The sequence below is a fragment of the Maridesulfovibrio sp. genome (genome assembly GCF_963676065.1).
Lineage (GTDB): Bacteria > Desulfobacterota > Desulfovibrionia > Desulfovibrionales > Desulfovibrionaceae > Maridesulfovibrio.
The window spans coordinates 3,045,965-3,072,174 of record NZ_OY780933.1; the positions used below are offsets into that span (position 1 = coordinate 3,045,965).

General features: G+C 46.0%; 26 protein-coding genes. 18 read left to right on the top strand and 8 right to left on the bottom strand.

Going from position 1 to position 26,210, the window contains the following annotated elements; all coding sequences use genetic code 11:
• Nucleotides 1-53 precede the first annotated feature (53 nt).
• Nucleotides 54-533 carry a chemotaxis protein CheW gene (locus ACKU35_RS13685; RefSeq protein ID WP_319759914.1) on the bottom strand — a complete coding sequence of 160 codons (480 nt, stop codon included), beginning with the start codon at nt 531-533 and terminating at the stop codon, nt 54-56.
• A gap of 246 nt (nt 534-779) precedes the next feature.
• Here ACKU35_RS13685 and ACKU35_RS13690 point away from each other — a divergent pair, with 246 nt between their 5' ends.
• Entirely contained in the window at nt 780-995 is a 216-nt protein-coding gene (locus tag ACKU35_RS13690) for a hypothetical protein (RefSeq protein ID WP_319759916.1), read from the top strand.
• A 45-nt stretch (nt 996-1,040) separates the two neighbouring features.
• Here ACKU35_RS13690 and ACKU35_RS13695 read toward each other — a convergent pair whose 3' ends face one another.
• On the bottom strand, nt 1,041-2,387 hold the full coding sequence (locus ACKU35_RS13695; protein WP_319759918.1) for a UDP-glucose/GDP-mannose dehydrogenase family protein: 1,347 nt from the start codon (nt 2,385-2,387) through the stop codon (nt 1,041-1,043).
• Between the two features lie 240 nt (nt 2,388-2,627).
• Between ACKU35_RS13695 and ACKU35_RS13700 the strand changes: the two genes are divergently transcribed.
• The 8 genes from ACKU35_RS13700 (at nt 2,628) to ACKU35_RS13735 (ending at nt 10,015) form a co-directional block, all read left to right on the top strand.
• A complete protein-coding gene (locus ACKU35_RS13700) occupies nt 2,628-3,353 on the top strand; it encodes a pyridoxine 5'-phosphate synthase (protein ID WP_319759920.1) in 726 nt (241 codons plus the stop codon).
• 3 nt (nt 3,354-3,356) lie between these two features.
• On the top strand, nt 3,357-3,731 hold the full coding sequence (locus ACKU35_RS13705; RefSeq protein WP_319759922.1) for a holo-[acyl-carrier-protein] synthase: 375 nt from the start codon (nt 3,357-3,359) through the stop codon (nt 3,729-3,731).
• A gap of 102 nt (nt 3,732-3,833) precedes the next feature.
• Nucleotides 3,834-5,369, top strand: coding sequence for an NAD(P)H-hydrate dehydratase (locus ACKU35_RS13710; protein WP_319759924.1), 1,536 nt, complete (start codon nt 3,834-3,836; stop codon nt 5,367-5,369).
• Nucleotides 5,363-5,812 (top strand): CBS domain-containing protein, encoded by a 450-nt coding sequence (locus tag ACKU35_RS13715; protein ID WP_319759926.1) that lies wholly within the window; start codon nt 5,363-5,365, stop codon nt 5,810-5,812. Before ACKU35_RS13710 ends, ACKU35_RS13715 begins: the two co-directional genes overlap by 7 nt.
• A 2-nt stretch (nt 5,813-5,814) precedes the next feature.
• A complete protein-coding gene (tsaE, locus tag ACKU35_RS13720) occupies nt 5,815-6,309 on the top strand; it encodes a tRNA (adenosine(37)-N6)-threonylcarbamoyltransferase complex ATPase subunit type 1 TsaE (RefSeq protein WP_319759928.1) in 495 nt (164 codons plus the stop codon).
• 38 nt (nt 6,310-6,347) lie between these two features.
• Nucleotides 6,348-7,586, top strand: a complete 1,239-nt coding sequence (locus tag ACKU35_RS13725) for an aspartate kinase (protein WP_319759931.1) — start codon at nt 6,348-6,350, stop codon at nt 7,584-7,586.
• A gap of 3 nt (nt 7,587-7,589) precedes the next feature.
• On the top strand, nt 7,590-9,191 hold the full coding sequence (cimA, locus tag ACKU35_RS13730; RefSeq protein WP_319759933.1) for a citramalate synthase: 1,602 nt from the start codon (nt 7,590-7,592) through the stop codon (nt 9,189-9,191).
• Complete coding sequence (locus ACKU35_RS13735) at nt 9,176-10,015, top strand: MBL fold metallo-hydrolase (RefSeq protein WP_319759935.1); 840 nt, start codon at nt 9,176-9,178, stop codon at nt 10,013-10,015. The genes cimA and ACKU35_RS13735 overlap by 16 nt, the downstream gene beginning before the upstream one ends.
• 70 nt (nt 10,016-10,085) lie before the next feature.
• Here ACKU35_RS13735 and ACKU35_RS13740 read toward each other — a convergent pair whose 3' ends face one another.
• From ACKU35_RS13740 to ACKU35_RS13750, 3 genes are all read right to left on the bottom strand, one after another.
• A complete protein-coding gene (locus ACKU35_RS13740; RefSeq protein WP_319759937.1) occupies nt 10,086-12,317 on the bottom strand; it encodes a DUF3536 domain-containing protein in 2,232 nt (743 codons plus the stop codon).
• Between the two features lie 156 nt (nt 12,318-12,473).
• On the bottom strand, nt 12,474-13,019 hold the full coding sequence (locus tag ACKU35_RS13745; protein ID WP_319759938.1) for a hypothetical protein: 546 nt from the start codon (nt 13,017-13,019) through the stop codon (nt 12,474-12,476).
• Between the two features lie 201 nt (nt 13,020-13,220).
• Nucleotides 13,221-13,640, bottom strand: coding sequence for a hypothetical protein (locus ACKU35_RS13750; protein WP_319759940.1), 420 nt, complete (start codon nt 13,638-13,640; stop codon nt 13,221-13,223).
• 220 nt (nt 13,641-13,860) lie between these two features.
• On the opposite strand from ACKU35_RS13750, the gene ACKU35_RS13755 reads away from it, so the two are divergent.
• From ACKU35_RS13755 to ACKU35_RS13795, 9 genes are all read left to right on the top strand, one after another.
• Nucleotides 13,861-14,121 (top strand): DUF493 family protein, encoded by a 261-nt coding sequence (locus tag ACKU35_RS13755; RefSeq protein WP_319759942.1) that lies wholly within the window; start codon nt 13,861-13,863, stop codon nt 14,119-14,121.
• Between the two features lie 261 nt (nt 14,122-14,382).
• On the top strand, nt 14,383-17,196 hold the full coding sequence (gene ileS / locus ACKU35_RS13760; RefSeq protein WP_319759944.1) for an isoleucine--tRNA ligase: 2,814 nt from the start codon (nt 14,383-14,385) through the stop codon (nt 17,194-17,196).
• 116 nt (nt 17,197-17,312) lie between these two features.
• Nucleotides 17,313-17,789 (top strand): signal peptidase II, encoded by a 477-nt coding sequence (gene lspA / locus ACKU35_RS13765; protein ID WP_319759946.1) that lies wholly within the window; start codon nt 17,313-17,315, stop codon nt 17,787-17,789.
• Complete coding sequence (gene lgt / locus ACKU35_RS13770; RefSeq protein WP_319759948.1) at nt 17,786-18,541, top strand: prolipoprotein diacylglyceryl transferase; 756 nt, start codon at nt 17,786-17,788, stop codon at nt 18,539-18,541. Before lspA ends, lgt begins: the two co-directional genes overlap by 4 nt.
• Nucleotides 18,541-18,777 carry a PLD nuclease N-terminal domain-containing protein gene (locus ACKU35_RS13775; protein ID WP_319759950.1) on the top strand — a complete coding sequence of 79 codons (237 nt, stop codon included), beginning with the start codon at nt 18,541-18,543 and terminating at the stop codon, nt 18,775-18,777. The genes lgt and ACKU35_RS13775 overlap by 1 nt, the downstream gene beginning before the upstream one ends.
• On the top strand, nt 18,767-19,690 hold the full coding sequence (gene ybgF / locus ACKU35_RS13780) for a tol-pal system protein YbgF (RefSeq protein WP_319759952.1): 924 nt from the start codon (nt 18,767-18,769) through the stop codon (nt 19,688-19,690). The genes ACKU35_RS13775 and ybgF overlap by 11 nt, the downstream gene beginning before the upstream one ends.
• 18 nt (nt 19,691-19,708) lie before the next feature.
• On the top strand, nt 19,709-20,137 hold the full coding sequence (locus tag ACKU35_RS13785; RefSeq protein ID WP_319759954.1) for a 4Fe-4S binding protein: 429 nt from the start codon (nt 19,709-19,711) through the stop codon (nt 20,135-20,137).
• A gap of 22 nt (nt 20,138-20,159) precedes the next feature.
• Nucleotides 20,160-20,672, top strand: a complete 513-nt coding sequence (locus ACKU35_RS13790) for a hypothetical protein (RefSeq protein WP_319759956.1) — start codon at nt 20,160-20,162, stop codon at nt 20,670-20,672.
• Between the two features lie 41 nt (nt 20,673-20,713).
• Nucleotides 20,714-21,454 (top strand): protein phosphatase CheZ, encoded by a 741-nt coding sequence (locus ACKU35_RS13795; RefSeq protein ID WP_319759958.1) that lies wholly within the window; start codon nt 20,714-20,716, stop codon nt 21,452-21,454.
• Between the two features lie 136 nt (nt 21,455-21,590).
• Here ACKU35_RS13795 and ACKU35_RS13800 read toward each other — a convergent pair whose 3' ends face one another.
• From ACKU35_RS13800 to purT, 3 genes are all read right to left on the bottom strand, one after another.
• A complete protein-coding gene (locus tag ACKU35_RS13800) occupies nt 21,591-23,063 on the bottom strand; it encodes a tetratricopeptide repeat protein (protein WP_319759960.1) in 1,473 nt (490 codons plus the stop codon).
• A gap of 185 nt (nt 23,064-23,248) precedes the next feature.
• Complete coding sequence (locus tag ACKU35_RS13805) at nt 23,249-24,553, bottom strand: Na+/H+ antiporter NhaC family protein (protein WP_319759962.1); 1,305 nt, start codon at nt 24,551-24,553, stop codon at nt 23,249-23,251.
• 302 nt (nt 24,554-24,855) lie between these two features.
• A complete protein-coding gene (gene purT, locus ACKU35_RS13810; protein ID WP_319759964.1) occupies nt 24,856-26,037 on the bottom strand; it encodes a formate-dependent phosphoribosylglycinamide formyltransferase in 1,182 nt (393 codons plus the stop codon).
• Between the last annotated feature and the right edge of the window lie 173 nt (nt 26,038-26,210).

Sequence of the window (26,210 nt, forward strand, 5' to 3'; positions counted from 1 at the left end):
AAAAAACGGGCAATTCTAAGCGACCGAGCTGAAATATACGTTCTTTTAAAAGATTAAACCTGTGCCAATTGTTCCTGTTCCTCACCGGACAGAAGCCTGTTCAGGTCGAGTAGAATAAGAAGTCTATCTTCAAGTTTACCGACTCCGTTTATGTATTCTGACTCAAGGCCTGATACAACGGGCGGCGGCGGTTCAACCGTAGATGCTGGAATTCGCAGGACCTCGGAAACAGAATCCACCACAAAACCTACAATCATATCATTAATCTCGATTACGATTATTCTTGTATGTTGGTCATGCTCACGAAATTGCAGACCGAACTTACTTCTGAGATCAATAATAGGAATAACCTTTCCGCGAAGGTTGATTACTCCCTCAACGAACTGCGGCGCTCTGGGAACTTTGGTAATTTCCATGGTTCGGATGATCTCCTGAACCTTGAGAATATCCACACCGAATTCTTCTTCGCCGATACTGAAGGTAACCAACTGGATCAGTTCCGCATCAAGCGTAGCTTTCTTACCTTCTTCCATATTTATCCCCCTGTTGTTTTTTACAGTGGATGACCAAATGATTTGATCAATTTGAGTTTATTGAAAAACAATAAAATTCATAATTTATTTCATATTATTATTCATCTGAAATATTTGCAAGGTAATCATGAAATTATAAAATAATTATAATGTTTTTTCTTGCCTCAGAATTTGACTAGTGCCTTTTTAATGACTATCAGTGTTTTTGAATAGCAAAAAGCGAAGCTCAGGAGGGTATGGACTCGCATGGCTCAGTTTTCCCCGACAGATAATATTACATTGGAAGACCAGATTAAATCTCTAGCAAATGAAGAACTGCTCGACTTTTGGGAAGAAACACAGTTTCTGGCCAAAGTGCTGGAGCAGGATAATCAGGATAATGTTCAGTACAGCCCGGAGTATGAGAGATTGATCCTGCAGGAGCTACAACTTAGATCATCAATGAAAACTTTGGATCCATAAAAAAAAGGCCCGCATATGCGGGCCTTTTTTTAATATCAGTCAGAACTAGCCTTCGATCCCTACCGGCCGGCGGCCAACACAGAAGTATGCAAATCCGCAACTTCCGAGATATTCAGGCTCATAAAGATTTCTACCGTCAAAAATGAGCGGAGCTTTGAGCAAATCCTTTACCTGTTTAAAATCAGGATTACGGAACTGGTTCCAGTCGGTAACAACAGCAAGGGCGTCGGCATCTTCAAGGACGTCATACTGGCTGTGGACAATCTCCACCAGATCATTATCACGAAGGATTTCCGCCGCTTTTGTGTGGGCGACCGGATCAAAGGCCTTGATTCTCATACCTGCGGAAGTAAGTTCTTCAATAATAGAAAGAGCTGAGGATTCACGCATGTCGTCAGTATTGGCTTTAAAGGCAAGCCCCCATATTGCAAGGGTTTTTCCCTTTACTCCACCCTGAGGTTCAAAATAGTCCAGAATTTTTCGGGAAAGCATTTTTTTCTGGCGGTTGTTGACGGAATCAACAGCCTCAATGAGCTCGGGCTGTGCCCCTACTTCTTTGGCTGTGTTGATCAAGGCTTTCACATCTTTGGGGAAGCATGATCCACCGTAACCTACGCCGGGATATATAAAATAGTAGCCGATGCGGTGGTCGGAACCTATTCCGAGACGTACTTCACGTACATTGGCCCCAACTTTTTCGCAGATGCCGGACATTTCGTTGATAAAAGAAATTTTAGTTGCCAGCATGCAGTTCGCGGCATATTTGGTCATTTCCGCACTTCTGGTGCCCATAAAAATAAGTTTTTCACGGCTACGTGCATAAGGTGCGTAAAGAGTTTCAAATGCCTTGCGGGTATCTTCTCTTTCAGTACCTACCACAACCCGGTCGGGCTTCATGAAATCGCTGACCGCATCCCCTTCTTTAAGGAATTCAGGATTGGAAGCCACGTCGAAATCAATATCCAGTCCACGTTTTTCCAGCTCTTCCTTGATAATAGACCGGACTTTGTCCGCAGTTCCTACGGGCACGGTGGATTTATCAACCACGATTTTAGGTTCAGATATATTTTGCCCGATCTGGCTGGCTACAGTTTCAACGTAGCTAAGGTCACAGCTACCGTCAGAGCCACATGGTGTACCCACGCAAATGAAAATAAAATTTGCGTTTTCCAGCCCTTCTTTAAGGTCAGTGGTAAAGAAAAGTCTTTTATCTTCGTAGTTACGTTTGACAAGGACATCAAGGCCCGGCTCGAAAATATGTATTTTACCCTGTTTGAGGGTTTCAACAACATCGGGGTTAACATCCACGCACCAGACATGGTTTCCCATTTCAGCGAAACACGCCGCACTGACCAGACCTACATATCCGGTCCCTACAATACAAATGTTCATTAGCTGTTCTCTCGTTTATTTATTGCGTTTTAATTTTATAATTAGCTGGCATAATTTTTATTGCCGGGCTTACGTTCGATTGATCCTAGAGCGGATAACGCCATAATGTTTTTAATGTCAACTCCAGCCTGTCACAAAGATATGACGGTTGCCATCAAACTCCATTAACTATATTGTGCTGTTAGCAAGCTGAGACACGGCTTTTATAAAAAACGTTACCATTTATCGGAGGATATAATAATGCCTTTATTAAGCGTCAATGTCGATCATGTGGCCACACTGAGGCAGGCCCGTCTTGGAATTGAGCCGGACCCGATCACTGCCGCCGCAATGTGCGAACTGGCAGGAGCCGCCGGAATCATTATGCATCTTCGCGAAGATCGCCGGCACGTTCAGGACAGGGATATCGACCTGATCAGTAAAACAATCCAGACCGATTTTCATTTTGAAATGGCCGCAACCGACGAAATGCAGCGCATTGCCCTTGATATTGTCCCTGCCACGGTCTGCCTTGTACCTGAAAAACGTGAAGAGCTTACCACTGAGGGCGGCCTGAACTGCATCGGTCAGGAAAAAAGACTGATTGAATATTTAGCCCCCCTGCACGAAAAAGAAGTTGGTTCCAGTCTTTTTATAGATGCCGACCCGGACCAGATCAAAGCCGCTAAAGCTATCGGCGCTGAATACATCGAAATCCACACCGGTCATTTTGCTGATGCAACCGGACGGGCAGAACGTAAAAACGAACTCTCCCGCATCATCGACGGCATCAAAATGGCTCAGGATCTCGGCCTGAAGGTTAATCTCGGGCACGGCCTGAATTATGTAAATATTCTCGATTTCGCGGATGTTCCCGGAATTTGTGAGTATTCTATTGGCCATTCCATCATGGCCCGTGCCATCTACGTTGGTATTGATCGCGCTGTCCGCGATATGGTTGAAATAGTTAGAAACTTTGTTGACTAATCCATGATCATCGGACTTGGCATAGATATAACCGAACTTGACCGTATAGAGCGTTCACTAAAAAAATTTGGTGAACGCTTTGCACAGAAGATTCTTACATCTAAAGAAATGGAACTTATGCCGGAAAAGAATCCCGTTCCATATGTTGCCGCACGTTTTGCCGCCAAAGAAGCCGCGGTAAAGGCTCTCGGGACAGGATTTTCCATCGGGATAACATTTCACACAATAGAAATCACCCGCATGGATTCCGGCGCACCGTTACTTAGCTTTTTAGGTAAAGCTCTTGAGCGCAGCCAAGAAATGGGTGTACAAGGAATTCACCTCTCGATCACTCATGGTCGAGATACCGCAGCAGCGGTGGTTGTGCTCGAAAAATAAATACACGGAGAAGTCCGGATAAAAGTTTCGTGATTCTTAACCCCATTTTGCTAAAAGAGTTTAAAGCCACCGGCAAGGCCGCCGGAAGCAAAAGGAGGCCATATGTTCTCTCCTCTTCCTACTCCCGCAGAAATGTCCAATTGGGACAAGGTCACCATCAATGAAATCGGAATCAAAGGCGAAATCCTTATGGAGAACGCCGGACGTGAGGCTGTTTTCGCCCTTCTTAAAGGCTATGGATATGTGGCCGGTAAAAAAATTCTGATTATTGCCGGATCAGGTAATAACGGCGGTGACGGTTTTGTTATGGGCCGGATTCTCGCCGATATGGGAGCGGAAGTTCTTATCCTGCATACATCGCCCAAGAGCAGTTACAAGGGTGACGCAGCCTATATGCTCAAAGTCGCCGTGCGGCTGGGCGTAAATGTTAAGTTTTTCCGGGCTACGGAAAAGATTATGCTGCCGGAATCGGATATCATTATTGATGCCCTGCTCGGTACCGGATTTTCAGGTGAATTGAGACCTTTTGCCCAGTCGATAGTTGAGGCAGTGAACCTAGCAAAGAGCAGCTTCATTTTCGCGGTGGATATCCCTTCTGGTCTGAACGGGTTAACCGGTCTTCCGCAGCCTGTCGCTGTAAAGGCGCACATGACGGTCACTTTTGAAGAAGCCAAAATCGGCCTTGCATTGCCTCAGGCAGACGCATACACTGGCTGCTTAGTGGTCACTCACATTGGCATTCCCAATGAAGTTAAATACAAATATCCGGCCACGCACCGGTTGATCACAGATCAGGCGCTCGATTATATCCCGACACCTTCACCGACAATGCATAAAGGCAGTTCCGGTCATATATTGCTGGTGGGCGCTTCAAAGGGTCTTACCGGAGCGTTGCATCTGGCGGGAATTTCTGCCCTGCGTGCCGGAGCCGGTCTGGTAACAATGGCCTGTCCTGACGGAATTGCTTCTGAAGTGAAAGGAGGCAGGCCGGAATTGATGACAAAAGGTCTTGGTAGCGGTGATCAATGGAATGATCAGATGATCGCGGAACTGCTGCCGGAACTTGAAAAATATGACGCGTTGGTTATCGGACCGGGACTGGGACGTGACAAAGGCGCTCTGGATCTGGTTTCGGCCATTGTAAAAAGCAATCATCCCCCTGCTGTCTACGATGCTGATGCCCTTTACGCTTTAGCCGAACGCCCCGAACTTATTGAAATAATATCTGATAATTCGATACTTACACCTCACCCCGGGGAAATGGCTAGAATGATCGCAAGCACTATTCCCGAAGTGGAAGCAGATCGCATCGGCACTGCCCTTAAATTTTCCGAAAAGAGCAGAACCCTGCTGGTTCTTAAAGGTGCCGGAACTATTATAGCTGCGCCTGACGGCCAGATCGCGGTATCCCCTATTTCCGCCCCCAACCTTGCCGCTGCGGGGTCCGGGGATATTCTTGCCGGGGTGTGCGGAGCTTTACTGTCTAGGGGAATTCATCCTATGCAAAGCGCTTGTATAGGGGTATACTGGCATGGACTGGCAGGACAGCATCTGGCTGAAAAATTTCCGTATCGTGGAAATATCGCAACTGAAATAGCGGAAGCGCTCCCTCAAGTGCTCAAGGAGGAATTATGCTGAAAGCAAAGGACATCATGACTTCCGGTGCTCTGACCCTCAAACCTGAGACTGATGTTGCAACTGCAGCCCAACTCATGCTTGAAAAACATTTAAACGGTCTTCCTGTTGTTGATCAGGATGGAAAATTGATAGGCGTTCTTTGCCAGAGTGATCTTGTCGCTCAGCAGAAAAGTATTTCAATGCCTTCCCTGTTCACTATTCTGGATGGTTTTATTTCTTTTTCCTCCAATGAGGAGCTTGAAAAAGAAGTGAACAAGATCGTAGCTACAAAAGTGGAGCATGCAATGACTCCAAACCCTGTAACCATTGAACCTGACACAAGTATCGAAAAAGTTGCCGATCTTATGGTAGAGAAAAAATTCTATACCCTGCCTGTAATTGAAGACGGCAAGCTGATCGGTGTTGTCGGTAAAGAAGACGTCTTAAAGGTTTTAGCTAAGTAAAAATGACTAATGATAAACTGATCATCAATCTGCCGGATGTGGAGGCGACGCTCAGGCTCGGCTCCACTCTGGCTTCTTTTTTTCAGGAAACCGGAAAACTGATCCCCATTTTTATGAACGGTGATCTTGGGGCAGGAAAAACAACTTTTGTCCGTGCACTGGTGGAATCTTTTCCTGGTGCGCAAAACGCAGAGGTAAGCAGCCCCAGTTTCAATATACTTAATATTTACCCCACAAAACCGCAGGTCGCGCATTTTGACCTCTATCGTTTGGAGGGGCAAACCCCGGATGATGACTTTTTTGATTTGTTGAATGATAAAAAAACTTTGACAGTTGTAGAGTGGATTCAGTATCTGAATACTGAATTCTGGCCTGAAAGCGCATTGCTCTTCACTTGGACACCTGCCGCATCCGGCAGAACAATAGAATTGACCCTGCATGGTTCAGCGACCTCCCTCTATGAAGAGCTTGCCTCAATTCTCAAATCATTCCAATAATATCCGTTGAACTCATGTGGTAAGGAGATAATGTTCAGATGAACATCGTAGTACAAAAATTCGGTGGAACCTCGGTCAGGAACCTCGAATGCATGAAGCAAGTACTGGAAAAAGTCATGGTGCCTTACGAAAAAGGCAGCAAAGTTATCGTTGTCCTGTCCGCTATGGCAGGTGAAACAAATCGCCTGCTCGATTTGGCCCACGAATGGTCCAAAGAACCGGACCTTGCCGAGATGGACTCGCTTGTCTCCACCGGGGAACAAGTTTCCGTAGCCCTTTTTTCCATGCTTCTTAAAGACCGTGGCATTAAAGCCCGCTCCCTGCTCGGCTTTCAGATTCCTATCAAAACAGATTCAAATTACTCCCGTGCACGCATTCTGGATATAGGCCGCGATAAAATTGAAGAACTGCTGCAGGAGAATGATATACTGGTCATGGCCGGCTTTCAGGGCTGCGACGCTGCAAAACGAATTACCACCCTCGGTCGCGGCGGTTCCGATACTTCCGCTGTAGCCATGGCAGCAGCGATTGATGCTGATCTTTGCGAAATTTTCACTGATGTTCCGGGCGTGTTCACTACCGACCCCAACATCTGTTCACAGGCCCGCAAACTGGATTATGTCTCTTATGATGAGATGCTTGAAATGGCCAGTATGGGAGCTAAAGTATTACAGATTCGTTCAGTTGAATTTGCCAAAAAATATAATGTTAAAGTTCATGTCCGCTCTACTTTTAGCGATGAAATCGGAACTTATGTTACTCAGGAGGATAAAAATATGGAATCAGTACTTGTTTCCGGAATTGCATATGATAAGGACCAGGCTCGCGTAACACTGTCAAAGGTAAATGACGTACCGGGTGTTTCCGCCACCCTTTTCACTCCTCTTGCTGAAGCAGGTATTCTGGTTGACATGATCGTTCAGAACCCCGGCCAAGACGGTCGTACGGATATGACTTTCACCGTGCCCAGAGGCGACCTGAAAAAGACCCTTGAAATTCTGGATGGCATTAAAGACCCCATGGGCGCACAGGATGTGCTTTATGATCAGAATGTATGCAAGGTTTCTGTTATCGGTGTCGGAATGCGTAACCATTCCGGTGTCGCTTCCAAGGCATTTCAGGCCCTGCGTGATGAGAATATCAATATCCTTATGATCAGCACATCCGAAATTAAGATTACCTGTCTTATTGAGGAAAAATATACTGAGCTGGCCATAAGAACACTTCACAACACGTTTGGACTCGATAAACAGGGGTCCGAAGAAAATACGTTCTAGCAAATGAAACAAATAAAAATATATGACACCACCCTGCGTGACGGCACACAATCAGAAGAAATAAACTTAAGTGTGCAGGATAAAGTGCGCATAACCCGCAAGCTGGACGACCTCGGCGTACATTACGTCGAGGGCGGCTGGCCCGGTTCCAATGCCACTGACAAGGAATTTTTCCAAGAAATTCAAAACTACGCCTTAAAAAACTGCAAAATTTCGGCTTTCGGTTCAACTCATATGAACCGCCTTACTCCCGAAAAAGATCCCAATTTGATTGCCCTGGTTGATTCCGGTGCAAAAGTCATGTCTATCTTCGGAAAGACATGGGATTTTCATGCTACCAGTGCTCTCGGTGTCTCTCTTGACAGAAATATTGAATTGATCAGCAACAGTCTCAGCTATCTGCGACCGCATGTGGAAGAACTGTTTTTTGATGCTGAACATTTCTTTGACGGTTTCAAAGCCAACCCTGAATTCACTATCAACTGCCTCAAGGCAGCATATGAAGCAGGTGCAGATGTACTTGTGCTCTGTGATACAAATGGCGGTTCCATGCCGGAAGAAGTCGCTCAGGCGTGCAGGACCGTCTTGGAAAAGATTCCCGGTTGCAGCATCGGAATCCATGCCCACAACGACTGTGAGCTTGCTGTAGCGAATTCTTTGGCTGCTGTAGAAAACGGGGCAATACAGATTCAGGGTACAATGAACGGTTACGGAGAGCGTTGCGGTAACGCCAATATCTGTTCGATCATCCCCAACCTCGAACTCAAGCTCGGCTATAAAACAATCGGTGAAGATAAGCTGATTAAGTTGAAGGAAACTTCTACTTACATTACGGAAATCGCCAACCTTCGCCCTTTCCTTCGTCAGCCTTTTGTCGGACGGGCCGCTTTTGCCCACAAGGGCGGTATCCACGTAAGTGCAGTGCTGAAAGATTCCACCAGCTATGAACACATTGACCCCCTGCTGGTTGGTAATGACCGTCGTGTATTGCTTTCCGACCTTTCCGGTAAAAGCAACGTGCTCTACAAGGCCCAGAAGTACGGCTACGATCTTGATAAAGATGATCCTGCGGTTCAAACCATTCTGGCTGATATCAAGGAACGTGAATCCATCGGTTTTGAATATTCTGCCGCGGAAGCATCGTTCGAGCTGCTTTTCTTCAAAGCGATGGGCTGGTCCAAACGTTATTTTGAATTCATTAATTTCTTTGTGGTCGATGCCAAGCGTAAAAATGATCAGGAACCTTTTTCCGAGGCTACGGTCATTGTAAAAGTGCATGGGCAGGAAAACCATACCGCCGCTTCCGGTGACGGTCCGGTCAATGCGCTTGATAAAGCCTTGCGTAAAGCTCTTGAACCCTTCTACCCTTCCTTGAAAAATGTACGTCTGCAGGACTTCAAGGTAAGAGTCTTGTCCGGCGCTGTTCGTCAGGCAGCAGGAACAAGCTCCAATGTCCGTCTGCTGATTGAATCCACAGACGGCAAAGATCAGTGGACTACAATGGGTGTGAGCCACAACATTATTGAAGCTAGTTGGCAGGCCCTTGTGGACTCTATCAACTACAAGCTTTTTAAGGACGACCCGCAGAAATGGCCATCCAGATAACCGGGCAGTATACGGAACCCTGCAAGGTATCCGTCTTATGCGACAATGAATCCTTGAGTGATAATCTGGGTAGCGAATGGGGCCTTTCCATGGCTCTTCAATTGCCCGGAGATGACCTTTGGCTCTGGGATTGCGGTGCAAGTCCGCTTTTCCTGAAAAACGCGCAAATGATGGACATCGAGGTGGCCAAGGCTAAAGGACTGGTTCTTAGTCACGGTCACTGGGACCATACAGGTGGAATGGACGCGCTCATGCAGGCAAATTTTATGGGGCCGGTCTATGCCCATCCTGATTTTGCCAACAAGCGCTATTCCATAAATGGTAAAGACGGTTCCGGTGATGCCTCGTTCCGGTGCGAATATCCCGGAACAATAATTGTCCGTGACAATGCTGAACTTGATGACAGCCTGTTCATGGTAACGGAAATTCCCCGTCGCGAGGGATTTTTTGAAGCGACAGAGGGATTGTTTGTTGACCCGGAATTGACTCAGCCCGACCATGTTCGTGATGATGCTTTTCTGCTATTGATGAGTAATTCAGGGCCGATTGTGGTTCTCGGCTGCTGTCACAGCGGGCTTGCAAATTCGCTCTACCATCTTCGTGAGTTGACGGGGATAGATTCGGTTCACGCCATTCTCGGAGGACTGCATCTTTACAGGACCGATGTAAATGAATTTGAAAATACAGCCAAAGTAATTGAAGAATTCAATGTTCGCACAATTGCGGCCGGACATTGCACCGGAAAAAAAGGGTATGATTTTTTGAATCAGCGACTCGACTGCGAAGTTCTTCCCATGGGAAGCGGTTCGGTATACGAATTCTGATATACCCTTGAATCAGCATAAAAAAAAGGTCCGCCGAGCAAATCAGCGGACCTTTTTATTTAATGAGCAATTATAAATCAAATCCAATAATTCTAGATAATTCCGGATCATTTTCTCCGATCAGAACTTTATCCCAATAGCAGTTTTGCAGCTTCCATAGATCAAGTGGCAATTCGAGGCTGCGTGCCCGTTCTATTACGTCGCAGATGTTTTCCCAAAGGGTCAGACGATTGTCCAACATCAGGCAGATATGTTTACTTAATTGTTCCATAAAAAAATCAAGTCCCGGATGATCGCGACCTACGGATTTTACGAATTCAATAAAATCATCACTGACTTGATCACCTGAGAAAAGATAATTCCAGGCAATTCCCGGCCAGAGCATTTTCCATTGGGAGTCCGAAGTCTGTATGGTTTGATAGTCTTCAAAGTGATTGAAGAGAACCGGTCCGCATCCGGTACTCAATACCTGATTCTGCCATGCGCTTTCAGAAAATCTTCGGGCCCATGTAAGAGCTATGGTTTGCTTTTTTTTCCACGATATTTCAGTCAGCGGGTAATGTTCTTTCTGACCGCCGGGAAGGGTTATTTCGACCGTTCCGGTTAAAACTCGCTCACCTTTTTCCCATTTCCAGCCATACTTTTTTATTTCTGATTCAAAATTCCAATTGATCTCTGCTTCACCGCGCGCCACGACAAATGAACTGTCGTTGGTCTTTATCAAAACGGAAACTCCGGGCCAACTGATACTCCCTTCTTCTCCGGGTTGCGGGAGCACACCTTCCACATAAAGACGCCCAAGAGCCTGACCAATAAGGCTTCCGGGGGTTTCACTCTGGGGTTTGATTTTACTTGCCCAAAGGTCAGCAGCAGAACCGTACCGTTCTTCATTGGATCTGGCTTCGCCGGCAATGGAAAGAAATTTTTCCTCCAGACCGATCAGGCCGGTTTCTTTGGATAATTCAATCGCCCTTAATGCAAAGCCCATGTTGTTAACCGGCTCAAGGCGGGCCAGATCATCAAAAAACCATCCGCAACTGGCAAAGGAAGAAAGCGCCCATTTCTGCATCGAAAGCAGCTTCCAGCCCAGATCAGCGTCATGAGTTCCTTCCTCAACCTTAAAGTGATGCTTAAAGAAATATTCTTCAGAAACGATTCCGCTCAGAAGCATACCGTAATCAAGCAGGGCAGCTCTGGGGTCCGTGAAAATCTTTTCCCCGTGGTTAAAATAGTGGGCGTTCATCAAATCCCTTACCTGATTAAGCCCGTCCCGCAATGGTTTACGCCACTGTTGATTCCATCCGGGATGCCCTCCTGTGCAGCAGCCGCAATCACTTTTCCAACGCTCAACACCATGGTAGCAGCTCCATGATGAATCTTCACGAATTTTTACTTTCCGGGTCGGTGGATGCTGCTCCAGATAGGCTCCGTAGTTCAGAAGAGAAAGCTCATCCCGTTTATCAATGGCTTGAGAAAGTACATAGGCAAGCGCCATTTCGCCAAATTCAACATGATGACCGTATGTCTCACCGTCAGTGCCGATGGAAAGCAATCCTTCCGAAGATGCACCGGACAGACGGTTCCAGAAATCATCACCATTTTTCAGCAATCCTTCAAAAGCAATTGCCTGCGAAAGAGCGCCGTCATAAAAAAAGATGGAAATAGTCCTGCCGGAAGGCAGTTCCACAAGATAAGGTTCTTTTATATTAATGGAATGTTCATCAACTGTCTGCCAGTCATCGGACCCTAATTCGGCTATTGCTTCCGCCTGTCTGGGGGCCAGCAGTGTGAAAGTTATGCCGTGATCGGCAAGGGTTTCTAGGGTTTCAGTATTGCAGGCGGTTTCGGAAAGCCACATACCTTCCGGTTTACGTTCAAAACGGGATTCAAAATCGGCAATGGCCCACGCGACTTCAATATCGCGATCCAGTTCAGAAGCAAGAGGCATTATCACATGATGATAGATCTGGGCTATGGCATTTCCGTGTCCCCAGCGTTTCAGGCTTAAGGCATCGCCTTCAAGTATTTTGGCATAAAGTTCCGGCTCGGCTCTTTCAATCCAGCGGAAAAGAGTAGGTCCTACATTAAAGCTGATCCATTCATAACAATTGATAATCTCGAAAATTCCTTTACTGCCCATACGTCTGGCCCATGCGAGGGGAGCGTAGCTTTCACGGCAGATTCGTTCGTTCCAATGCCTGAAAGGAGCAGCACTTCCTTCAGGGCAGATCATATCAAGCCATGGATCTTCCCGAGGTGGCTGATAAAAGTGGCCGTGTATACACAAAAATTTTTCTGACATAAGCTCCTCACAGTTCAAATAGGATTCGGTAGATACTATACCAAGTAAATACTGAAATCCAATACAAAGGACGACTGTGTAATATATTAATCCATTACAAACAAAAGGACCCTCCGAGAATCCGGAAGGTCCGATAATTATAATTACTGATGGAGATTATTTTACATACCCGGCCTGTTTTAACATCCGCGAGGCTCTATCAGCCATAACAAATCCATTTTCATATAAAATAGCCGGCCCCTTAATAGATATTTTATTAATATAACCGACATCAAGCAGGACATTGAGGATATTTTCCGAAAATGATTCCAGCAGTACAGACTTGGGGGCAATCCCTCTGAAAATAGAAATTTTTGAAAGATAATAGATGTCTATCAATGCTCGTATATGAACTTTGTCCAAAATCTTATCAAGCTCAACATCAATATGACATAAAGTTTCCCAATTTTGGTCTTTAACCTCTTCGCCCAGGTTGTCCAGTTCCTTTTCAGCTTTTCCGGAAAGTCTGTATCCGTTTAGATTGTTCCCGCAGGAAGTACAGATGCTACCTTCATCAACCAGCCCTGCATCGAGCAATTCATCCACAAGTTCATTTTCGTAGAGATGAGTCTCTCTCTTGGGCAGCAGGCCGTGATACCGTTCGATTTTTGAATAACTTCTGACATGTTTCAGAAATTGCAGATGGCGTTCACTGAGAAACATGGGCTGGAAATCTCCGTTATTTTATATATTAACCGGATCTGATCGGAGAAATGCTTAGTTGTTATCAGAAAAAACTTCCACCACTTTAATGTTACAATACTATTTAAACGAAGGTAAAATACATTAAAAAAATGGAACTGCCTCGCACGTAAGCAGTTCCATTTACAGGTGTTTATTAAGGACTGGGATTTAGATTATCAGTTAACTCAAAATCCTAAGTAAAGGCTTAGTACCCTTTTTGGGTTTGCTTTTATGGATAACATTTCCGGTAGGCATTTTGACAAACAGATTCTGGCAGGAATAACATTCCCAATGTTTTGTCCGCTCTTGGAGCCTGATCAGGACTCCGTCATGATCGTAGCAGACCTGACAATACGGGCCTGTTTTTTCGTTATCCTCATCTATCCAGTATTTCTGCCCGTCAAATTCCATGCACTCTGCAAGATCCAAAATTTCGGCAACTTCTTTAATCTGAGAACGTAATTCCCTGTTCTCTTCATACATAGTGAGGTAATCTTCCTGAATGATTCGCAGTAGACTTTCCGCATCGCTTTCCCGCCCTTCATTGAATAATTCAAGAACCTTTCTAAAATTAGTTGCGTGAAGATTTTTTTTTGCCATTTTTATATCCTAGCCTTCTTTCAAGTTTCAGAAACACCTGATAACTTAATCGACATCACCGGAAAATCCTTTAGAGATTTAAGAAAACTTTTTTCAGTACCATTGACAGCAACATATCCGATAAATATATCAACAGTGCCCGAGAAGTGGCAGTGGCTATGCTGTAGCCGTTGTTACTAATGTTAAAAGTCTATCATTTCAGATATATAAGGAGAGAAACTTGGAAAAATCCATGGAACAATTCAAGACTACACTTGACGAACACCATGATTGGCCCTGTGACTACACATTCAAATTCATAGTGCCGGCCAAAGCCCTTGCGGAGCTTAAATCCATGCTTGAAGGGATTCCCCACTCGGAAAAAGATTCCAAAACAGGCAAGTATACCAGCGTTTCCGTGACAATTTGTGCCTCGTGTTCCGATGAAATCGTGACCATATACCAGAAAGCCGCTACTATCGAAGGTCTCATTTCCCTGTAAAGAATGAAGCAACTCCGGGTTGACTTCCATCACACCTTGTTTAAAGATGACGCCGCTCATTTTTGAGCTTTTTTTATTTTTTTCATATTCACCAAAACGGCTGCTTGCTTTTCCACAGCATGCGAACATTTGTTCATTATAATAGTAAGATATTGGTATTTCTGCCTTTATTATGAACATCTTTTTTTAGCTGTAAAAAATGTTTAAACGGCCTTAATTAATATTATATCCTTAAGATAGTTCCGGAGGACTTTTTCAGTCATGAGCGATTATAAAAAGACCCTGTGTCTGCCCAAGACCAAATTTCCCATGAAAGCCAACCTCAAACAGCGTGAGCCTGAAATGCTCAAACGCTGGGAGGAAATGTCCGTATACGACAAGATGGTCGAAGCTAACGCCGATGCGGACAAATATGTTCTGCATGACGGCCCCCCGTATGCAAACGGCCACATTCACATGGGCACAGCCATGAACAAGGTTCTTAAGGACATTATCGTAAAGTCCCGCAACCTTCAGGGCATGAAGGCCGAGTATGTTCCCGGTTGGGACTGTCACGGTCTGCCTATTGAGCACAAGGTAGAGCAGGAGCTTAAGAAAAAGAAAAAAGAACTGCCCACCACTGTTATCCGCAAACTCTGCCGTGAATATGCTGAAAAATTTGTCGGCATCCAGCGTAAGGAATTCAAACGCCTCGGAGTGTTGGGAAATTGGGAAGATCCATACCTGACCATGAAGCCCGAATACGAAGCTGCTACAGCACGTGAACTGGGACGTTTCATGGAAAAAGGTTCTGTTATCCGTGGTAAAAAGCCGATTCACTGGTGCTGCGACTGCCGCACCGCCCTGGCTGAAGCAGAAGTGGAATACGAGGATCACACCTCCCCTTCAATTTATGTACGCTTCCCATTGAATGATGAGAAGGTGCTGAAAGCATTTCCTGAAGATGCAGCAGCAAAGATGGACCTCGCACGTACATACGTATGTATCTGGACCACTACTCCCTGGACTATCCCTGACAACATGGCGGTAGCTGTTCACCCTGAATTTGAATACGTTGTTGCCGAAGTTAACGGTGATTTTTACGTTCTCGCGGAAAGACTGCTGCCCGTATGCGCTGAATCTTTCGGCTGGGAAAGCTGGAATGTATTAGGCTCAGTTGAAGGTGCTAAACTTGAAGGACTGGTTGCCAAGCATCCCATTTATGACCGCAAATCACCCATCGTACTGGCTGATTACGTAACTCTTGATTCCGGTACCGGTTGCGTTCACACTGCTCCCGGTCATGGTCGTGAAGACTTTGAAACCGGCCTCCGTTACGGTCTGGAAGTTTATTCTCCCATGAACAACAGCGGTGTTTTCCTCAAGGATGTAGAACATTTCGCCGGCCTGAATGTTTTCGAGGCCAATCCTAAAGTCATCGAAAAACTTCAGGAAGTGGGTAACCTGCTGGCTCAGGAAGAAATATCCCACTCCTACCCCCACTGCTGGCGCTGTAAAGAACCGGTTATCTTCCGTGCAACCACCCAGTGGTTTATCGGTATGGAAGAAAACGACCTGCGCGGCAAAGCCCTCAAAGCCATCAAAGATGATGTCGACTGGATTCCTGCCTGGGGTGAAAACCGTATCTACAGCATGGTTGAAAACCGCCCGGACTGGTGCATCTCCCGTCAGCGTAACTGGGGCGTGCCCATCATCGCCTTGATCTGTCAGGACTGCGATGAAGTATACAACGACCCCGAATGGGTTTTCTCCATAGTAGATGAATTTGAAAAGCATGAGCACGGCTGTGACTACTGGTTCGAGAAATCAATTGAAGAAATAGCTCCTGAAGGTCTTAAATGCCCCAAATGCGGCGGCAATCACTGGGCCAAAGAAGACGATATTCTTGATGTATGGTTCGATTCCGGAACCAGCTACGCCGCAGTTGTTGAAAAACGCAAGGAACACCGTTTCCCTGCTGATCTGTACCTTGAAGGTTCCGACCAGCATCGCGGATGGTTTCACAGCTCCCTGCTCGCTTCCGTTGGTACCCGCGGCGTTCCGCCCTACAAAACTGTTCTGACACACGGTTACGTTGTAGATAAAAACGGCCGCAAGATGTCAAAATCCATCGGAAACGTTATAGCTCCGCAGGAAATCATCGACCAGCACGGTGCTGAAATCCTGCGTATGTGGGTTTCCGCTGTGAACTATCAGGAAGATGTGCGCATCTCCGACGAAATCCTCAGCCGCATGGTTGATACCTATCGTCGAGTCCGTAACACATGCCGCTACATTCTCGGTAACCTGAACGGTTTCAATCCCGAGACTGACGCAGTCGCACCCGCGGACATGCTGCCTGTAGACCATTTCGCACTTGATCTGGTCACCCGTCAGCACGAGGTAATGCAGAAGGCTTATACCAACTTTGAATTCCACAAAGTTTACCATACCCTGCACAATCTCTGCACCACAGAGCTGTCTTCGTTCTATCTTGATATTATCAAAGACAGACTTTACGTGTCCGGCGAAAAGAGCCTTGAACGCCGCTCCGCACAGACAGTGCTCTGGCAGACCATGCTCATGCTGCTTAAAGACATGGCTCCCATCCTTTCCTTCACCGCAGAGGAAGCATATTCCCACATGCCTGAAGAGATTAAAGGTAATGCGGAAACCGTCTTCGCCATTCGTCCCGAACTGCTCAAAGCAGAAATCGACGACGCAGAGCGTAAAAGATGGGAACTGCTTATGGACGTTCGTACCGAAGTAACCAAGGCTATCGAGCCGCTTCGTCGTGAAAAGGTCATCGGTCACTCCCTTGATACCAATATCACCCTCTTTGCTAACGAAGAAATCGCCAAGGCGCTTGAAGGTATCGAACGCCGTGAATTCTTCATCGTTTCCGGTGTTGAAATCGCTCCTCTCGCCGATGCTCCTGAAGATGCGGTCAAGCCCGAAGAACTTGAAGGTCTTGCCGTCAAGGTTGAAAAGGCGCAGGGTGAAAAATGCAGCCGCTGCTGGAGATACGATACTCTCGGTTCCAATGCGGAACATCCCGAACTATGCCCGCGCTGTACTAAAGTGCTGGCCGGTTAAGCTTTTGTTCTTTACAAATTAAATAAGTAAATGCCCCCGCCCTTATTGTAAGGACGGGGGCATTTTTGAAAGAATGTCCCCGGAGAGCAGCGGAGACATCCAAATAAAGGTTTCGTATGAACAAATATTTTTTAGCTGGATCAATTTCTCTTGTAACTTTGATTCTGGATCAGTTTACTAAAATTGCCGTTCGGGAAAAAATGGCGCTCTGGGCGTCTGATGTGGTTATTCCCGGATTATTTAATCTGGTTCATGTGGTGAATAAAGGTGCTGCCTTCGGTTTTCTGAACAGCGCGGACATTACATGGCAGCGCAATTTTTTTATCGTAATTACCCTGATTGCCTTGGTAACGATCGGTGTGTTGCTGAAATCTGTAGAAAATCGTGACAAATTCCAGATTGCAGGGCTTGGTTTTATACTGGGCGGAGCGATAGGAAATCTTATCGATCGCATCCGCCATCATCAAGTGACTGACTTTCTTGATTTTTATTACGGAACACATCACTGGCCGGCGTTTAATGTGGCGGATATCGCAATCTGCATCGGCGCTTTTGCCATGATCATATCTTTTTATAAAACTAAACAACCATGAACCCGATCCTGTTCAGCATAGGTACAATAAATATTTATGCCTACAGCGTATACCTGACGGCAGGCTGTCTGCTGGGTATAGGATGGGCTACACGTGCGGCGCGACTTTGGAAACTGGATTATAAACTTGCTCCTGTCACCGGGATAATATCCATTGTCTGCGGGGTGATCGGCGCACGGGCTCTTTATGTAGCGCTTTATCCGCAGGAATTTGTGGATAATTTAAGCAAAACTTTCTATTTCTGGCAGGGCGGTCTGGCCTTTTCCGGAGCAATTATTTTCGGTTCGATCGGCGGCATGCTCTATCTGAATTCAAAGCAGCAGCCACTTTTGGATTGGCTGGATTGTTTTGTTCCCGGCATTGCTCTCGGTCAGGCTGTTGGACGGCTGGGATGTTTTTTGGCCGGTTGCTGTTACGGCAGACCCACCGATCTTCCATGGGCGGTGACTTTTAAAAATTCCGCGTCACTTGCGCCGCTTTTCCAGTCCCTGCACCCAACCCAGCTTTATCATTCACTTGCCGGGCTGATAACTTTCCTGATTCTGGTTGTTGCCGGAAGCCGTATTAGTACGGAGGGCCGCATTACCGGGCTTTTTCTGATATTGTTTTCCGCCTTCAGATTTATTATTGAATTCTTCAGGGCGGAAAACCGGGGAGAACTAGGTCCCCTAGGCATGCCCCAGCTCATAACACTTGTCTTTTTCGCAATAGGTATATACCTGTTATTAATATACAAAAAAAGGAGCGACTAATGTTCTTCGGCAAAATCCCTACCCTACCAATGGAAACCTGGATAATAATCCTAGGCAGTGTCGGTCTTTTTGCTGTCTTAACACTCTTCGCGATATGGGATGCCTTCAAAAGGGAGTTCCCATCAAACATGGAGAAAGTCGGCTGGATTCAGCTGTCAATTTTTATTCCATTTTTCGGCTGTTTGGCTTACTTTCTCTTTGGTAGAAAAAGGGGGGAAAAGTATAATGAAGAATAATATGAAGAAATCTATCATTGCAGCACTGATTGCCTTTCCTCTGGCAACAGGTTTAAATGGTTGTGTCACCGCATCCGATATGGATAAAGTCCGTATGGAGCTTCGCCAGACCAGATCGCAGCTGAATCAGAAAATAGATACTCTCGATCAGCAGACCAAAGCAGATAATACTGCCCTGCGTGAAGAAATAAAAAAATCAAGTTCTCCGGTACAGACCCAGCAGGCAAACATGTATGCTGAAGTAAATGCCCTGAAGATGCAGGTCGCTAAACTTCAGGGTACGGTTATTACCATGTCCGATTCTCTGCACAGGCTTGATGCCGAGGATAGCAACGGTACGGTTTCCCTTGAGGACCTTACTAAACGGGTCGAAAATATGCGTCTGGCCCTTGAAAGTCAGCTTGCAATCGACCTCGGACTTATCAAAGCTCAGCCTAACAAGAGTAAGAAAACACAGGCCGCTATCGCTAACGCCACAGAAGCTGTGGGCGGAATAACCTTGGTTGTGGCCCCTGAACCGAAAAAAGCTGAACCGGTTGATCCCGCACAAGCCCTATACGACAAGGGGTTAGATTCCTTTAAGGCCAGTAAATATGAAGCCGCAATCAGGGATATGGCGGAATTCACCAAGACTTTTACCAAACATAAACTTGTCCCTAACGCTATTTTCTGGGAAGGTGAATGTTACTACCAGCTCAAGGATTATGCTAATGCCGCCCTTAAATATCAGGTGGTCATTGCTAAACACTCAAAGAGCAATAAATACAGGCCAGCACTGCTTAAACAGGGACTTAGCCTGATCAAGCTGGGCAAAACAAAATCCGGACGCTACATTCTTGAAGATCTTATCAAGAAAGCCCCGAATTCAGCCGAAGCCAAGCGTGCCAAAACTATAATTAAAAACTTAAAATAATCTAAACGGATATTGACAATGAGTGAAAACAAAAATTTTAACAAGATTATACATCTTTCTTTCCCTCCGAACAGCTCCAGCCGCCCTGTTGTGTGCAATCTGGGTAAGCTGTACAATCTCAGCTTCAATATTTTGAAGGCTGACATTAACCCCAGACTTGAAGGAAGCATGACCCTTGAAATTACCGGGTATGAAAAAGATTACCACGAGGGCATTAATTACCTTAAAGAAAATGGGGTTAAACTTATCCCCGTGGCCCAGAAGATCGCCCGGGATGAAGAGTCCTGTATGCATTGCGGCATGTGCCTCGCCATGTGCCCCACCGGTGCCCTTTCATTAAGTAAGGATACACGTATAGTGCTTTTCGATCCGGAAAAATGTACGGCCTGCGGTCTGTGTACCAAGGTCTGTCCGGTTCGCGCCATGGAAATAGATCCTCAGGATTAACAGGAAAAACAAGGAAATCCGTATGGACCGGGATGTACCGCATTACGCAAGCGTAAATACAAGAATCAAGGGACACGGACGCATCTCACGTTCGCTGAATCATCAACCCCTATTCCGGGGATTCAGTGGCACGAAGAAGCATCCTGCGCAGGACCTTGATGATTCCAAGGTTCCGGAATGGTTAAAAGTCTATGTGATTGAGCTCGATCGTAAGCTGGATCAGCTTTTAGGAATACAGAGCAAGCAAGACCTGACCAGTGATTTTCCTATTGATCTTGAAATACTGAAAATTTCCGGTAATGGAATGACATTTCGTTCTCAAAGCGTGACCGCCCCCTGCCTTATGGAGGTGGTTATGGAGATTGAACAGATTCCCGTGCGCCTTGCCGGAGCAAAAGGTAACGTAAAAGCCGGCCCTAAAAACGGGCTATGGGTTATGGATTTTGAAAAAATCAGGGAACACGACCTTGAATCCATTATCCAGTTTGTTTTCAGCGAACAGCGTGAAAAAATCAGGACAGAAAAGCTGGGTTAGCCCTGCACGTTTATTTTAAAGGCAATGCCAAGGAGAACGCAGTGGTTCAGGATGATTTGATAGTGCGGGAGATGATGGAAAAGGTTTCCGAAGATTTGAGCAAAAGTCTTAAGGAAAGTATCACTGACGCAGTGCAAAAAGAAATCTCTAAAAGTATGTCCCAAACATTACTTGAAGGAGAATTCTACCGCAGAATCAACATTGACCTGCAAAACGGTCTCCGTGATATTTATCAGGAAGTTGCCAAAGCAAAAAAAGGTCCTGCCAGCCACGCAGAAACGGTTGTAAGTGTTGACTCTGATCCGGATCAGCTTTTTACCGAAGCTTCGGATCAGCTCGATGCCATTATGCGTACGACTGAAAAAGCCACGCAGGATATCATGGATATTCTTGAGAAAACTCAGGAAACTCAATCCGCACTTGCAAAAATAATCAAGGCTTTTGAATCCGGCGGTGTTAAAAAAGAACAAAGGGTCGAACTGGCTAACATTAATGATACTCTGGGGCAGGACATCATGACCATCATGACTACCCTCTCCTTTCAGGATCTCACCGGTCAGCGCATTAAGATTATTATCGATACGATCAAAAGTGTCGAAAAAATCGTTCTCGACCTTTACATGTCCACCGGACTTAAAATCAAAGCCCGTGAAGAAGCTCCTGAAAAATCTCTGGAACAGCTCGATCAGGAAACTGAAAATAAAATGAGCGAACTGCAAGGGCCCACTGAAAAGGCCGATCAGGGTGATGTTGACGATTTGCTGGCGTCACTCGGATTGTAAGTTTGTCTTTTAAGGCTTTAAGCACTAATCTTTTTATGCTGTCATAGCTTATTGCTGAAATTATAAAATCGGGAAGCCTTGTCTATCTGGATAGAGCTTCCCGATTTTTTTGTGAAATAAAACAGGTAACGCTAATCTAACTGTCTTCGTTGGAATCCAGTTCGTCCAGCCAGCCCTGCACCTTTTCTATCATTGGAGTCGCACCGATCTGGGTGTATAGATCAAGAGATTTTCCCCAAAATTCTCTGGCTTCTTGTAACTTACCTTGCGTTTTACGAATTAAGCCGAGGTTGCCGTAATCCGCAGCCATTCCTTCTTTACTGCCAATTTCTATATCTATTTCCAGTGCCTTGTTATACAATTCTTCGGCTCCCTCCAGATCACCTTGCGTTTTACGAATTATGCCGAGGTTGCCGTAGTCCGCAGCCATTCCTTCTTTACTGCCTAGCTGATCATGTAATTTTAACGCCTTGTTATGAAGCTCTTCGGCCTCCTCCAGATCACCCTGCGTATAACGAATTGAGCCGAGGTTGCCGTATTGGATGGCGATACGTTCTTTACTCCCCAATTCTTTACCAATTTCAAGTGCCTTGTTATAAAACTCTTCGGCCCCCTCCAGATCACCCTGCGTATCCCGAATTACGCCGAGGTTCCCGTAATCAGCAGCCATTCCTTCTTTACTGCCTAGCTGATCATGTAACTTTAACGCCTTGTTATAAAACTCTTCGGCCCCCTCCAGATCACCCTGCGTATAACGAATTACGCCGAGGTTAGCGTATCTGATAGCCATTCCTTCTTTTCTGCCAATTTCTATATCTATTTCCAGTGCCTTGTTATAAAACTCTTCGGCCCCCTTCAGATCACCCTGCGTATCCCGAATTAAGCCGAGGTTGCCGTAAGCTATCGCTTTCCATTCGTTATCATTTTCTTTGAGCTGTAAGACTTTACTAAATGCTTCTTCAGCTTCCTTCATATCCCCAAATAATTTATGCAATTGTCCCAATCTATTCCATGCTTCTGCGCTATTCGGATCAAGTTCAAGAGACTTTTGATATGCTTTTGCTGCTTCTTTAGGATTGGACATGAAATCCAAAAAACCCAAACGCCGGTATGCTTGCGCTGCTTTCAGGTACCTATCATCACCGGCCTTAACATTTTTTTCCGCTTCTTCTTTATAAAAAGCCTTGGCTAAATGAGTATTACCTTTTGCCAGTTCCGCTTCAGCTTGTGCAGCAAAATTATCTTCTTTAGGTGTTTCTTGAGGCTCACGCAAACCGTCGAGAACATCTCTGAGGGCTTTAATTTCTGCATCTTTAGATTGAATGGTCTGATGGGCTTCTTTCAAGTCTTTTCGCTGATCTTCATAAACTTGTTCAGCAAGTGTCTGTGAATCTATTCGTTCAGGGACATTTACGTTCACCTCAACATTATGCGAAGGGGCTTCGGTTTCCCTTTTTCTCAAACTCCCCATAACATGGGTTATAACTTGGTAGATACCGACCAACGCACAAACAACACCAGATTTCAAGCCAAGATTCAATCCCCAAAACCACCCCCACGCAACAGCCGGCGCAGCCACAAATGCATCAACTATCTGAGTACCATTCATCAAAACATCACCCTCCCCATATATTCCAAAAGTAAACCAACGATTATTTTTATCCTATTTTCTAAAATGATTAGCGATATGAGTACGATCAGTCAATACAGAATGGCAATTTTCACTAAACAAAAGAAGTCCCCCGCAACCAAACAGGCTGCGGGGGACTTCTTCAATTTTTATATCAGAATAATTTATTTCTTAATCCGGGGAAAACCGGTCAGTATGCTGAGCACTGCCATTACGGCGAGGATGTAGCAATAATGCATGTTACCGATGATCTCCAGCGGTGAAAGTTCGGAGATGGAACCGGCCAGTAATATCTGCGCTCCGTAAGGAATTAGCCCCTGCACTACGCAGGAAAATATATCCAGTAAACTTGCACTCCTGCGGGGATCTACATTATGGCTTTCAGCTATTTCCTTGGCCATGCCCCCGGTCAGGATGATGGCTACGGTATTGTTCGCGGTACAAAGATCCGACAATACGGAAAGAGCACTGATGCTGAACTCCCCGGCTTTGGTGGACTTGGTGCCCTTGGTCATTTTACCGATGAAGTTGATTATGTAGGTGATGCCGCCATGAAATTTGATCAGCTCACCCAGACCGCCGACCAGCAGGGACAGCACGAGGATCTCCTGCATTCCGGTGAATCCTTTGTAAATGTCCTGAGAAAAAGCCAGCAGACCGAAGCTCTCCATGGAGAAAAATCCTACTATTCCAGTAAAGACGATACCGGCACCCAGAACAACAAAGACATTAACTCCAAGAACAGCCATAACCAGAATCGTTATGTAAGGCAGTACTTTGAGCAGACTGTAACCGCCGTCCGCAACAACCTGACCGCCCTCGCCCGCCATGTAGAGGATTACTACGGTGATCAGTGCGGCTGGCAAAGCGATTAGAAAGTTCATTTTAAACTTATCACTCATCTGACAACCCTGAGTACGGGTCGCGGCGATGGTGGTATCTGAAATCATGGAGAGGTTATCCCCGAACATTGCCCCGCCGACAACAGCGCCCATGAGCAAAGCGGAGGAAATATCCGTTTTCCCGGCAACACCAACAGCGATAGGAGCAATGGCGGCAATGGTGCCCATGGAAGTACCCATGGCGGTAGCGATAAAAGCCGCAATCACAAACAGGCCGGGCAGAACCATTGAGGCCGGCACGATGGAAAGTCCAAGATTTACTGTGGATTCCACCCCACCGATAGATTTCGCAACTGATGCGAATCCACCCGCCAGCAGATAAATCATGCACATGGTGATGATGCCCGGTTCACCCGCGCCGCGTAGGAAAATATTAATTTTGTCATTCAGCTTCGCACGGCCCATCCAAACAGCCCATGCGATCGCAGGCAGAATGGCGACCGTTGCGGACAGCTGATAAAAGGCCATGCTGGTTCCGTTTATAGTAAGGAACGCGCCAGTCCCAATAAAAATAATCAAAAATAGGGCCAATGGCGCCAGCGCCAAACCGTTTGCTTCCTGTTTCATAATACTATATTCCTATATAAAGAGTTAGACATATAGTCCGGTTAAAAAAATATCCGCGAGGGCGGGAACAGTCTCGAACTACAGTGTAAAATGAACAAAATAAATTACTTTTATAACGAAAAAAGTAAAATCAACCTGAAAATTTCAGCATAATAGCTGCTGAGGAGTCAGGATGCTCATCTTTTGAGCTCTATGTCAATAAAAAACGAACAGCAATTTCTTAAAGAAAAACTTAAAGAAAAGCCCCTCTTGAACCTGTACAGGATCAAAAGGGGCTATAAATAGAACTATGTTAACAATAATTAGTAGGTAATCTCTACAGCGGAAGAAGCGCGGATCGCCCGGTCTTTGGCATCCTCTACATCAGAGCCCAAGGCAAGTGCGACTCCAAGGCGGCGCACCCCGTCACACTCCCCTTTGCCGAAAAGGAGAACTTTTGTGTCCGCTTCTTTGAGGGCTTTATCCACATTCGCAAAACCCGGAGCATCGGATTTACCGTTGGAAAGGATTACGCTGGAGGCCGCAGGGCCGTATTGACGAATGGCTGGAACCGGCAGGCCGAGAATAGCACGCACATGCAGCGCGAATTCGCTCATATCCTGTGAGATCACAGTCACAAGACCTGTATCGTGCGGGCGCGGCGAAACTTCACTGAAAATTATCTCATCATCTTTTACGAACAGCTCCACACCGAAAATTCCTCTGCCGCCAAGGGCATCGGTAATTTTAAGGGCATAATCCTGAGCTTTGGCAAGGGCTGCATCGCTCATGGGTTGCGGCTGCCACGATTCGCGGTAATCTCCGTCATCCTGACGGTGCCCGATGGGCGCGCAATAAGAAGTTCCGCCGGCATGGCGCACTGTGAGCAGTGTGATTTCATAATCGAAATCCACAAAGCTTTCCACAATGATGCGCCCTTCCCCGGTCCGTCCGCCGGACTGGGAATAATCCCATGCACGGTCGATATCCGCTTCAGATTTAACGGTGCTTTGACCTTTACCCGAAGAACTCATGACCGGCTTGATCACGCAGGGAATACCCACTTCTTTCAAGGCAGCGAGGTATTCTTCCTTGGTATCGGCAAATTTGTAGGGGGAAGTTTTAAGGCCCACTTCTTCAGCAGCAAGACGCCTGATACCTTCACGGTCCATGGTCAAACGGGTAGCGCGGGCGGTAGGAACGACATTGAAACCTTCTTTTTCCAGCTCGAGCAGGGTTTCAGTAGCGATCGCTTCAATTTCCGGGACAATAAAGTCCGGTTTTTCAGTCTCGACCACACGACGCAATTCCTTTGCATCAAGCATTGAAATTACATAATTGCGATGGGCGACCTGCATGGCAGGGGTATTTTCATACCTGTCTACGACAATTACCTCAACGCCGAGACGCTGGGCTTCGATGACAACCTCTTTACCTAGCTCACCGCCGCCGAGCAGCATCATTTTACGTGCGGAAGCGGTTCCGGCTGTTCCGAGAGTGATCATAGATTTTACTCCGTAGGGTAGTTTTGTCTTGTGGAAAATTATTGTTTGTAGGTGTGCTTTTACTCGCATAAGGCAGGCAAAAATTCAAGAAATTAGATTGTGCCCGTTTAGCTTGTCATCAATATTTCCCTGTTGTATTTTAGGATGCTGTACAACTCAGCCGTTTAAAGGAG

Bases quoted from the DNA above. Each gene is read 5' to 3' on its own strand.
- ACKU35_RS13685 (WP_319759914.1), bottom strand. From the start codon at position 533: ATGGAAGAAGGTAAGAAAGCTACGCTTGATGCGGAACTGATCCAGTTG.
- ACKU35_RS13690 (WP_319759916.1), top strand. From the start codon at position 780: ATGGCTCAGTTTTCCCCGACAGATAATATTACATTGGAAGACCAGATT.
- ACKU35_RS13695 (WP_319759918.1), bottom strand. From the start codon at position 2,387: ATGAACATTTGTATTGTAGGGACCGGATATGTAGGTCTGGTCAGTGCG.
- ACKU35_RS13700 (WP_319759920.1), top strand. From the start codon at position 2,628: ATGCCTTTATTAAGCGTCAATGTCGATCATGTGGCCACACTGAGGCAG.
- ACKU35_RS13705 (WP_319759922.1), top strand. From the start codon at position 3,357: ATGATCATCGGACTTGGCATAGATATAACCGAACTTGACCGTATAGAG.
- ACKU35_RS13710 (WP_319759924.1), top strand. From the start codon at position 3,834: ATGTTCTCTCCTCTTCCTACTCCCGCAGAAATGTCCAATTGGGACAAG.
- ACKU35_RS13715 (WP_319759926.1), top strand. From the start codon at position 5,363: ATGCTGAAAGCAAAGGACATCATGACTTCCGGTGCTCTGACCCTCAAA.
- tsaE (WP_319759928.1), top strand. From the start codon at position 5,815: ATGACTAATGATAAACTGATCATCAATCTGCCGGATGTGGAGGCGACG.
- ACKU35_RS13725 (WP_319759931.1), top strand. From the start codon at position 6,348: ATGAACATCGTAGTACAAAAATTCGGTGGAACCTCGGTCAGGAACCTC.
- cimA (WP_319759933.1), top strand. From the start codon at position 7,590: ATGAAACAAATAAAAATATATGACACCACCCTGCGTGACGGCACACAA.
- ACKU35_RS13735 (WP_319759935.1), top strand. From the start codon at position 9,176: ATGGCCATCCAGATAACCGGGCAGTATACGGAACCCTGCAAGGTATCC.
- ACKU35_RS13740 (WP_319759937.1), bottom strand. From the start codon at position 12,317: ATGTCAGAAAAATTTTTGTGTATACACGGCCACTTTTATCAGCCACCT.
- ACKU35_RS13745 (WP_319759938.1), bottom strand. From the start codon at position 13,019: ATGTTTCTCAGTGAACGCCATCTGCAATTTCTGAAACATGTCAGAAGT.
- ACKU35_RS13750 (WP_319759940.1), bottom strand. From the start codon at position 13,640: ATGGCAAAAAAAAATCTTCACGCAACTAATTTTAGAAAGGTTCTTGAA.
- ileS (WP_319759944.1), top strand. From the start codon at position 14,383: ATGAGCGATTATAAAAAGACCCTGTGTCTGCCCAAGACCAAATTTCCC.
- lspA (WP_319759946.1), top strand. From the start codon at position 17,313: ATGAACAAATATTTTTTAGCTGGATCAATTTCTCTTGTAACTTTGATT.
- lgt (WP_319759948.1), top strand. From the start codon at position 17,786: ATGAACCCGATCCTGTTCAGCATAGGTACAATAAATATTTATGCCTAC.
- ACKU35_RS13775 (WP_319759950.1), top strand. From the start codon at position 18,541: ATGTTCTTCGGCAAAATCCCTACCCTACCAATGGAAACCTGGATAATA.
- ybgF (WP_319759952.1), top strand. From the start codon at position 18,767: ATGAAGAATAATATGAAGAAATCTATCATTGCAGCACTGATTGCCTTT.
- ACKU35_RS13785 (WP_319759954.1), top strand. From the start codon at position 19,709: ATGAGTGAAAACAAAAATTTTAACAAGATTATACATCTTTCTTTCCCT.
- ACKU35_RS13790 (WP_319759956.1), top strand. From the start codon at position 20,160: ATGGACCGGGATGTACCGCATTACGCAAGCGTAAATACAAGAATCAAG.
- ACKU35_RS13800 (WP_319759960.1), bottom strand. From the start codon at position 23,063: ATGAATGGTACTCAGATAGTTGATGCATTTGTGGCTGCGCCGGCTGTT.
- ACKU35_RS13805 (WP_319759962.1), bottom strand. From the start codon at position 24,553: ATGAAACAGGAAGCAAACGGTTTGGCGCTGGCGCCATTGGCCCTATTT.
- purT (WP_319759964.1), bottom strand. From the start codon at position 26,037: ATGATCACTCTCGGAACAGCCGGAACCGCTTCCGCACGTAAAATGATG.